This is a genomic window from Mesotoga sp. HF07.pep.5.2.highcov (assembly GCF_003666285.1).
GTDB lineage: Bacteria > Thermotogota > Thermotogae > Petrotogales > Kosmotogaceae > Mesotoga > Mesotoga prima.
In genome coordinates, this window is record NZ_JFHJ01000614.1 from 1 (window position 1) to 9,200 (window position 9,200).

Below are 9,200 nucleotides of genomic sequence, written 5' to 3' on the forward strand. Positions count from 1 at the left end.
GAAGAGCTTTTCCGAAGCGCCGTGACTATGGATAACGTTTGCCGTTTAAGAGAGTTCTTCGATCGGGTCTCTCCAGATTTCCCCGCAGTTTATGAGGTTGCCGCTCTTCTATCCTGCGAACGTGGTTTTATAGGTGAGGTAAGAAAGAAGATTTCTGAGGATGGTCAGATCAAGGATAATGCTTCTCCTTTACTAAAAGAAATCAGAAACGAACTGAAAAACCTTAATAGAAACCTCAGGGGAAGACTGGATTCAATAATGAACAGATACAAAGATAGCTTGACTGATAGTCTTATTTTGACCAGAGAAGGCCGCTATGTCTTGCCGCTTTCGGCGAGCAAGAAGAATGAGCATCAAGGTGTTATTCATGGTGCTTCCGGTAGCGGTGCAACGGTATATTTCGAGCCTCAGGAGCTTATCACTCTAAATGATTCTATGAGGATTCTGTTATCCAGAGAAGAGGAGGAAATCAGAAGGATACTGAGAGAATTGACGACTCTTTTCTTTAGCACATTTGAAAGGCTTGAGCCTTCGCTTGAGGCACTTGGTGTTCTTGACGGTCTTTACGCAGCATGTAGATACTCAAAGAGTCGACAGGGTGTCTTCATAGAGCCGTCCCCTTCAAGACTTTTTCTTCTTAAAGATGCGAGACATCCGTTGATCGATGATGAAGTGGTGGTACCGATCACCTTCACCATGGAAGAGGGGGTTAACGGTGTTTTTATTACCGGACCGAATACTGGAGGAAAGACTGTTGCAATGAAGACGATAGGTCTTTCGGTCCTCCTGATGCTATGCGGTCTTCCTGTTCTTGCAGATGGGTTGTCGAAGATTCCACTCTTTAGTAGACTATTCGCCGATATTGGAGACGAGCAATCGATTGAGCAGAGTTTGAGTACATTTTCATCACACATATCCAGAATAATCAGAATAATTAGAGACGCCGATGAAAATTCGCTTGTTTTGCTCGATGAGTTGGGTGCAGGTACCGATCCCGTTGAGGGGTCGGCTCTATCAATAGCAATCATTGAAAGACTACTGGAGAGATCCAGGCTGATCCTTACCACTCACTTGACCCCAATCAAGCTTTATGCAATGGAGCGTTCCGATGTTGTGAATGCCAGTGTTGAATTCGATATATCCACTCTTAAACCTACTTATCGTTTATTGATGGGTATTCCCGGTTCTTCAAATGCTCTTGAAGTCTCGAGCAGGCTTGGCCTCCCACAAGAAATAGTTGATAGAGCCCGCTCCTATATCGATAGTGAAGCCAGAGATCTCGAAGCTGTAATTGGGAAGCTCCATAGAGAGAGATCTTTACTGGAAGAGGAAAGAAGAGGTCTCGACAAAACTAAAAGAGAACTAGAAGGAAGGACAAAGGAGTTCGAAGAAAAATTATCGATGATAAAGGAAAAGAGATACAGAGAAGTGAGTAAGGAAATCGATGAACTGGAAAAAAAGCTGGGATCTATCATTAAGGATGTCGAGATGGCTATAAACCTTTCAAGGGCTCCCGGTGAAAGAGAGAAAGTTGAAGCTGTGAAGAGACTTAACAACCTAAAAAGAGAGGTCAGGAATTTTGGGGCATCTTATCCAGAAAAAACCGATTCTCAGATTCCGGAAGTTGGCGACATAGTTAAGCTTCTGGAAAGCGGAGCTGAAGGGATCGTTAGCGAAATAGATGGTGACAGGGTAGTGATAGATTCGGGCAAGATTACCCTGAAAGTTCCGTTATCACGTGTCCGAGTGGTCGGAAAGCCGGTAGTCGAATCAGAAATGTCTTCGTTTGAATTAGATAGTGGAAACTCGAGCCAGGAGATAGATATTCGAGGCAATATCACTGAGGATGTTCCAATTCTCATTGATGATTTTCTTCAGATGCTAAAAGCCAGTGGGAAGAAACAAGGCTACATAATTCATGGGAAAGGGACGGGCAAACTTGCCGAAGGTGTCTGGGCTTACCTTAGGCGTTCAAAAGGAGTTAAGAGTTTCAGGATCGGAACACCCTTAGAAGGCGGAAGCGGTGTGACAGTTGTGGAGGTTTGAACCTGAATATTAGAACAGGAATCGACATAGTAGAAATCTCTCGTATGACTGAATCTATAGCACAAAGAATTCTCGGTAAAGATGAAAAAGTTATCTATGATTCTCTAGGCGGAGAACGGAGGAGAATGGAGTTTGCCGCCGGTCGTTTTGCTGCTAAAGAAGCCTTTGTAAAGGCTCTTGGTAGAAAAGACATCGAATTCTCCAAGATTCAGTTTCTCACTGATGAAGGAGGGAGACCAATTCCGTCCGATGAACTGAAGCAATTGATAAAGAACTCTGACCTTACAGTAAGCATATCCCATGAACGAGAGTACGCGGTTTCGATTGTTATTCTTTTCGGGGAGGATCAAAATGATAACGTTTGAAGAAGCTAGAAAGCGAATCGAAGAGTTGAGAAAGGAAATAGATTATCATGCTTACAGGTATTACGTTTTGGACGATCCCGAGATCCCTGATTCCGAATACGATAGCCTTCTTAGAACACTCATTGATCTTGAAGAGCAGTACCCTGAGCTTAAAACGCCTGATTCGCCAAGCATTAGAGTTGGTTTGAAACCCGTTGCTTCTTTCAAGGAAGTAGTTCATGAATATAGACTGTTTTCTCTCGATAACACATACTCGGAGGAGGAAGTGCTTCAGTTTGACAAAAGAGTAAGGGAAGAGCTCCAAATCGAGATAGTACGCTATATGTGCGAGTTGAAGATCGATGGCCTTTCAATCTCAGTGAAGTACGATAATGGCCTTCTTGTGAGAGGTGCCACAAGAGGAAATGGCTTTGTTGGAGAGGATGTCACCGAGAATATCAGGGCTATTAAATCTATTCCCTTGCGTCTTAGGCAAGATCTTTCAATTGAAGTGAGGGGTGAAGTCTATCTTCCAAAGGATGTATTTCACGAGATCAACAGAGCTCGTTCGAAAGGTGAACTTCAGGTCTTCGCCAATCCTCGGAATGCGGCGGCCGGAACTCTGAGACAACTCGATCCCAGAGAGGTCGCTAAGAGACGATTAAATGCCTTCTTTTATCATGTCGTTGAGCCATCAAAGTTTCAGCTGAAAAGTCAGAGCGAACAGCTCCAATTCTTGAAGAGTATCGGCATGAGAGTTGAGCCAAACAGTGAATTAGCTGAAGGTACAGATGGTGTGATAGCGTTTTGGAAGAAATGGTCGCAGTCGAAATCTAGTCTCAATTACGCGGTAGACGGCACGGTAGTAAAAGTTGACGATCTCCATGCTCAGGAGGAATTAGGATACACGACAAAAGCACCTAGATGGGCTATAGCGTTCAAATTCCCTGCCGAGCAGGCTATGACAAAGTTGATCAAGGTTACCTTCGGGGTTGGCAGGACTGGAACTATAACACCGGTTGCTGAGCTCGAACCGGTTCAACTTGCAGGTACTACCGTAAAGAGAGCAAGCATGCACAATTTCGATTTTATTAGTGAGAAGGACATAAGACTCTTTGACACAGTAATAGTCCAAAAAGCTGGAGAGATCATCCCGCAAATCGTTAGAAGTATTCCGGAAAAGAGGACCGGTAAAGAAAAAAGGATAACCCCGCCTTCTAGATGTCCTGTTTGTGGCGGAGAAGTGGGGAGAGAGAAAGAAGAGGATGTTGCTCTGAAGTGCCTGAACCCCACCTGCCCAGCGAAATTAAGCAGAAGAATACAGTTCTTCTGTTCTAGGGATGCGATGGATATCGAGGGACTGGGCGAGAAACTGGTCGAGCGAATTGTTGAGGCGGGCCTTGTGAAAAACCCATCGGATCTCTATAAGCTTAACAAGGATGATCTTCTTAGTCTAGGAGAGGGCATTGGTGAGAAGACGGCAAGCAATCTGATTGAAGCCATCCAGAAGAGCAGGAGCAATCCCCTCTTCAAGCTGATAACTGGCCTGGGTATTCCAGGAGTGGGATCAAAGACATCAAGAGATCTTGCGAACCACTTTGGTAGTCTTCGTGGACTTGTCTCTGCAGACGAAAAGGAACTGCGAAACGTTTCAGGCATCGGTGACCAGCTGGCCAAAGATATCAAAAAGTACTTCTCTTCTCCGGAAGTCAAAAAAGAGCTCGAGGAGCTATTGAAATACGTTAACATTCAGGATGAAGATTCACCTGGGTCAAAACCGTTGAAGGGAATGAAGTTTGTGGTTACGGGAACGCTTCCGGGATACTCTAGAAAGGAAATACAGGAGAAAATTATCAAACTGGGTGGAGAAGTTGCTTCGTCGGTCTCAAAGAATACCGATTTCTTGCTCTTAGGTGAAAATCCCGGTTCTAAAGAACAGAAGGCGCGCGACCTCGGAATCAAGATCATTGATGAAAGAGATTTCGAGGAGATGATAAAATCCTAATGCGTTATTTCGACAACAATGCCACTACCAAAATGGAAAGTGATCTCGCGGAGAGATTCGCAAAACTGTGCGTCGAAGAGTATGCTAATCCGAATTCCATGCACTCTTTTGGGCTAAGAGAGGCTCGGTACCTCGAGGAAGCACGCCGAAAGATTGCCCGCTCGCTTTCTTCAGATCCTAGGGAAATCTATTTCACTTCTTGCGCAACGGAAAGCATTAACTGGATTCTAAGATCCAGCGTTCTTTTCAAAGGAAGAAAAAAGAGAATCGTTACTACATCGATCGAACACAAAGCAGTTCTGAATACTTTGAAAGACTTAAAAGCAAGTTCAGACATTGATTATACAACGGTCGGACCCGAGAGAAACGGAATTGTCAAAGTTGCAAAGCTTCTCGACGAGGTTGACGAAGAGACTTTTCTTGTCTCCTTGATGGCAGTAAATAACGTAACCGGCGCTATTCAACCCTATGAGGAGATTGGCGAAGAGCTTAGGAAACGGAACGTTCTCTTTCATCTGGATGCCGTTCAAACGATTGGGAAGATCCCCATTGATTTCGTTAGCTGCTTCTGTGACTACGCCTCTTTTTCTGCGCACAAGTTTCATGGTCCCAAAGGTGTCGGAGTCACTTATATTAGGCAGGGAGCGCCCATTAGACCATTAATTACCGGTGGCGGTCAGGAGAGGGGAATGCGTTCGGGAACACAGAACGTCCCCGGTACAGCTATAGCCGCTACAGCCTTGCAGCGAGCCGTTGAGTGCACACAAGAGTCATCTTCCAGGTTGAGAGAGTATCAGCATAGGATAAAAGAAACCGTTGAGGAACTAGATGGAGTTGTTAATACACCGGAAAACTCTATATCCAATACAGTCAACGCTTCTTTCGCAGGAATCAGATCCGAGGTTCTGGTTAACGCGCTTTCTGAAGAAGGTGTCTTTGTTGGTACTTCTTCGGCATGTTCTTCTAGAGGAGATGGAGGCCAGTATGTTCTCGATTCTATGGGACTTGATTTCTCACTTGCCTCCAGTTCAATTAGGATCAGCATGTCACGGTTCACAACCGAGGAAGATGTGGCGTTTTTGATAGAAAAACTGAAGAAAACGGTTCCTCTTTTGAAATTTTAGCCACAAACGGTTATAATTGACTGTAGTTTGACCTAAACGCCTTTGAGGTGATAATAATTGCTCAGAAGCATGACCGGATTTGCGAGGGTCGAGAAGACCGTTCGCGATGTAAATGTATTTGTTGAGTTGAAGACAGTCAATTCAAAGTACTTGAACGTGGATGTGAACATAGGAGATGCTTTCTCTGAGCTTGAAATGAATGTTACCAGGGTTATTAAAGAGAATCTCAAGCGGGGAACTGTAAGGGCGAGAATCGATATTTCTCTGGTCAACAGTGATGATCTTCTTCAACCAGATTTCGGAATAGCCTCCTCTGTCTATAATTCCTTGAAATCAATAAAAGAGCGCTTTGAGCTTGCGGGGGACGTGACTGTTGATTCAATGGCGAGGTTCAAAGAAATTATGCGAAGCAAGCCATCGGAAGATCTCGCGAAGAAAATCTGGAGTGTAATTGAAGAACTCCTAATGGAGGCAATTAGTGTCCTCAACAGTGATCGAGAAAGAGAAGGTGAGAATCTCGCCTCAGCATTGAATGAATACCTGTGCGAGCTCGAGTCCATTGGAAGGGAACTGCAGGATAGTTCTAAGGATATGGTTCTCTATTATCGTGACTTTCTGAAGAAGAAGGTAGAGCAGATTTCTGATAGTCAACTCGACGATAACAGACTGGAGCAAGAGGTGGCGCTCCTTGCAGAACGGGCAGATATTTCTGAGGAAATTGTAAGGCTTATCTCACACATTGAATCATTTAGAGAAGTCATGGCTTCTGAGAAGGAAAGCGGTGTGCAGCTCGATTTCATCTGTCAGGAAATGCATCGTGAACTCTCGACAATTGCTTCAAAGTCAAAGAAGCTGGCCATAACAAATCTCTCAGTTGAAGGAAGGACGCTAGTAAATAAGATTAGGGAGCAAGTTCAGAACATAGAGTAGGAGGTGTTTCACTTGTACGGACTCATTAACGTCGGGTTCGGGAATGTTATCATCGGAGACAGAGTCATTGCGATAGTGAACCCCGAATCGGCGCCACTGAAGAGGTTGAAGGAAGTTGCGAAGGACGAAGGAAAACTGATTGATGCTACATATGGAAGAAAGACCAGAGCGATTGTAATAACTGATAGCAATCACATAATACTTTCTGCGATTCAGCCCGAGACGATTGCTTCCAGATTTATGCAGACTTTCAGCGATATCGAGAAGCTTCTGGAAGATATCAGAGTTTCTGGACAGAATTTCGAAGAATGAAAGGTATAGTCTTTGTGATGAGCGGTCCTTCAGGTGCCGGAAAAACCTCGATACTCAGAGAAGTACTCCGATCCAACAATAATCTAGACTTTTCAGTTTCTTATGCAACGAGGGAAAGACGGCCTGAGGAAGTTCAGGGAAAGGATTATTTTTTTGTCACTCCGGAGGAATTCAAACGACTTCAGAAAGAAGATGAATTTTTAGAATGGGCAAAAGTCCATGGGAATTATTATGGGACCTCTAGACATCAGGTCAGCAAGAGCGTAGATTTGGGCAGAGATATTCTGCTTGATGTGGACATTCAGGGGGCCATGTCATTAATGAGCAAACTCCGAGACGCCGTCTATATATTTGTCGCACCACCTTCTTACGAGGAGCTGATCAATCGCCTTCAGTCAAGGGGAACAGAAGACACTCAATCTCTAAGAACAAGGCTTGAAGATGCAAAATGGGAACTTGAACAGGTGAAGAACTTTCAGTATCTCGTTATTAATGATAATTTAAAGCATTCGGTAAGTCAATTTGAAGCAATCATCACCGCCGAAAGGTTGCGTGTTGATAGAATGGTCAGAGAAAAGGGAGAAAGATTCTTGTTTGAGGAGAAAACATATGATAATTAATTACGATTTGCTTCTTAAGCGAATAAGGCACAAGTACGCTATTCCAGTAGCCGCTGCCAAGAGAGCGGAGGATCTGGAGGACTTCGGTAGACCGAAGCTTGATCCTTCTACCGTAAGGGCTGCCGGGGATAAGATCACGATAGCCCTGAAGGAACTTGAAGAAGGCTACATTAGAATAAGAAATGAAGAAATGCTAATGATTCTCGTCCCGAAGGTTAAGTAAACTATTAGTAGTGTGGACTCGCTTCGCAGATAAAGAGATTCTTTATTTGAGTTGTTGACAGGGATAAAGTGATTAGATATAATAGGTATCGTGCGTCGGGCCAACGTAGCTCAATCGGAAGAGCGGCTGATTTGTAATCAGCAGGTTGGGGGTTCAAGTCCCTTCGTTGGCTCCATAGGTTAACTATCGGTGGTAAGGTGCCCGAGTGGTCAAAGGGGGCGGACTGTAAATCCGCTGGCGGAACGCCTTCGGTGGTTCAAACCCACCCCTTACCACCATTAATTTTGCTACTGTTGAGGTGCATGCAATGGCAAAGAAAACAAAGGGAAATAAGGTTCTTGTAACATTGAAGTGTTCCGAGTGTGGTACTAGAAACTATTACAGGTTCAAGAACCGCCAAAAAAAGTACAAATTGGACTCGAGTAAATACTGCCCAAAGTGCAGGAAACATACCGAGCACAAAGAATCCAAGTAAGGTTGAGTCGGCTCAACTGAGTCAGGAGGAATCCCATGGCCAAGGCAAAGTTTTGGAAGTTCCTTTCCGAAGTGAAGAACGAAGTTAAGAAGGTGACATGGCCTAATAGGGAGCAGATGATCTCTTCTACCAGCGCCGTGCTCGTCATACTGATTGCAGTAGGTGCGTTTTTAGCACTTCTAGATGTTCTCTTCACTAATGCGATCGGATCACTTTTGAATTTTTTGACAGGCGCTGCTTAATGCTGTTCGATGTTGGTGATTAATTGTGCGAAAGAAATGGTTCATAATTCAAACATACTCAGGCCTTGAAAACTCTATCAGAGAGGCAATTCAGATTAAGATAGAGTCTTTCGGTTTTTCGCACATGTTTGGTAAAATCCTAGTTCCAGAGGAAACGAAGCTTGATAGAACGAATGTCGCGGCAGAAAAATACATAGTTCCCGCAAACGCAAGGCTTCTCGTTAAGGACAATGAAGATGTTGCCAAAGGGGATCCCGTCGCCGAAGAAGTTGAGATAAAGGTCAAGAATGATGGTACAGTCGCTGAAGTCAAGAATTACCGTGTGATATTCATTGAAACTGCCGACAGGCGTTACACAAAGACTTACTACATTCCTGAGAGCGCAAAGATAGAGACCGGGATTAAGGCGGGCGCAAGAATAAGGCAAGGGATGCCTCTGGCAAAGCAGGGTGAATATTTCTGTGAGCTTGACGGAAAGATCGTCTATACGCAGAAGATGAAACGGATTGTAGTCGACAAAGAGAACGGAGAAGAAGACGTCTATCTCGTTCACCCGGATAGCTATGACGCCAAAGTCGCAAAGAAAGGCAACCATGTGAAGCGTGGTCAGATGTTTGGCGAGACGAGGCGAATATTCTCTAAGACGGAAGGTAGAGTAGAGATCTCCGACCTTCCAGGACGTAAAGAGATCAAGATCTTCAAAATAACCAGGACAAGGCTTTATCCCGGATATGTTTTTATTGAAATGATAATGAACGAGGAAACATGGAATCTCGTCAAGAATACTCCGAACGTAGTCAATTTTGTTTCAGTAGGCGGTCAACCCGTTCAACTTAAGGAAAAGGAAATTAAGGCTCTTCTTAGATTGGTTGGCATTGA

General features: G+C 44.3%; 11 protein-coding genes and 2 tRNA genes. All 13 read left to right on the plus strand.

Translation table 11 applies throughout. From position 1 onward, the window contains the following. Nucleotides 1–2,046: endonuclease MutS2 (locus tag BG32_RS13205; protein ID WP_121526964.1), on the plus strand; the 2,046-nt coding region annotated here is incomplete at its 5' end. Further along, nucleotides 2,043–2,411 carry a holo-ACP synthase gene (gene acpS / locus BG32_RS13210; RefSeq protein ID WP_006492402.1) on the plus strand — a complete coding sequence of 123 codons (369 nt, stop codon included), beginning with the start codon at nucleotides 2,043–2,045 and terminating at the stop codon, nucleotides 2,409–2,411. The genes BG32_RS13205 and acpS, both read left to right, overlap by 4 nt. Beyond that, nucleotides 2,398–4,395: an NAD-dependent DNA ligase LigA gene (gene ligA / locus BG32_RS13215; protein WP_121526965.1), complete on the plus strand. Its 1,998-nt coding sequence runs from the start codon at nucleotides 2,398–2,400 to the stop codon at nucleotides 4,393–4,395. Before acpS ends, ligA begins: the two co-directional genes overlap by 14 nt. Next, nucleotides 4,395–5,519 carry a cysteine desulfurase family protein gene (locus BG32_RS13220; protein ID WP_099772051.1) on the plus strand — a complete coding sequence of 375 codons (1,125 nt, stop codon included), beginning with the start codon at nucleotides 4,395–4,397 and terminating at the stop codon, nucleotides 5,517–5,519. The genes ligA and BG32_RS13220 overlap by 1 nt, the downstream gene beginning before the upstream one ends. Before the next feature lie 57 nt (nucleotides 5,520–5,576). Then, nucleotides 5,577–6,449 carry a YicC/YloC family endoribonuclease gene (locus tag BG32_RS13225; RefSeq protein ID WP_099772052.1) on the plus strand — a complete coding sequence of 291 codons (873 nt, stop codon included), beginning with the start codon at nucleotides 5,577–5,579 and terminating at the stop codon, nucleotides 6,447–6,449. A 12-nt stretch (nucleotides 6,450–6,461) separates the two neighbouring features. After that, on the plus strand, nucleotides 6,462–6,761 hold the full coding sequence (locus tag BG32_RS13230; RefSeq protein ID WP_014730503.1) for a DUF370 domain-containing protein: 300 nt from the start codon (nucleotides 6,462–6,464) through the stop codon (nucleotides 6,759–6,761). Continuing rightward, nucleotides 6,758–7,381: a guanylate kinase gene (gene gmk, locus BG32_RS13235; RefSeq protein ID WP_006492407.1), complete on the plus strand. Its 624-nt coding sequence runs from the start codon at nucleotides 6,758–6,760 to the stop codon at nucleotides 7,379–7,381. The genes BG32_RS13230 and gmk overlap by 4 nt, the downstream gene beginning before the upstream one ends. Beyond that, on the plus strand, nucleotides 7,371–7,604 hold the full coding sequence (locus tag BG32_RS13240) for a DNA-directed RNA polymerase subunit omega (RefSeq protein WP_006492408.1): 234 nt from the start codon (nucleotides 7,371–7,373) through the stop codon (nucleotides 7,602–7,604). Before gmk ends, BG32_RS13240 begins: the two co-directional genes overlap by 11 nt. Nucleotides 7,605–7,703: 99 nt before the next feature. Then, nucleotides 7,704–7,779 (plus strand) — tRNA-Thr (locus tag BG32_RS13245). A gap of 16 nt (nucleotides 7,780–7,795) precedes the next feature. Further along, a tRNA-Tyr gene (locus tag BG32_RS13250) sits at nucleotides 7,796–7,882 on the plus strand. Nucleotides 7,883–7,911: 29 nt separating this feature from the next. Beyond that, on the plus strand, nucleotides 7,912–8,079 hold the full coding sequence (rpmG, locus tag BG32_RS13255; protein ID WP_014730505.1) for a 50S ribosomal protein L33: 168 nt from the start codon (nucleotides 7,912–7,914) through the stop codon (nucleotides 8,077–8,079). Between the two features lie 35 nt (nucleotides 8,080–8,114). Then, entirely contained in the window at nucleotides 8,115–8,321 is a 207-nt protein-coding gene (gene secE / locus BG32_RS13260; protein WP_121526966.1) for a preprotein translocase subunit SecE, read from the plus strand. Between the two features lie 25 nt (nucleotides 8,322–8,346). Further along, nucleotides 8,347–9,200, plus strand: an 854-nt coding sequence (locus BG32_RS13265; RefSeq protein WP_121526967.1) for a transcription termination/antitermination NusG family protein, incomplete at its 3' end; no start/stop codon positions are given.